General features: G+C 41.5%; 1 protein-coding gene. It reads right to left on the bottom strand.

From position 1 onward, the window contains the following. Positions 1–260: beta-ketoacyl synthase N-terminal-like domain-containing protein (locus RYX56_RS23385; protein ID WP_317124262.1), on the bottom strand; the 260-nt coding region annotated here is incomplete at both ends.

Below are 260 nucleotides of genomic sequence, written 5' to 3'. Positions count from 1 at the left end.
CCCTCTTTTTTGAAAAATTTCATATTGTTGTTCAAACGTTTCCATCCCGCCAATTCCAGAACCAATCCATACCCCAACACGGTGGGAATTTTCTTCATTAATGGTCAAATTGGCATCCTTAACCGCCATAATGGCGCTAGCTACAGCAAATTGAGTAAACCGATCCATTTTTCTGGCATCTTTTCTTTCCATAAACGCTTCAGGGTTAAAATCTTTCACTTCCCCTGCTACTTTGGCCGGGTATTCATCTGCATTGACTC

Source organism: Alkalihalophilus lindianensis (genome assembly GCF_032843265.1).
Classification (GTDB): Bacteria; Bacillota; Bacilli; order Bacillales; family Bacillaceae_D; genus Alkalihalophilus; species Alkalihalophilus lindianensis.
The sequence above is the reverse complement of the archived record's forward strand: the minus strand, read 5'-3'. Positions and strand labels throughout refer to the sequence as shown.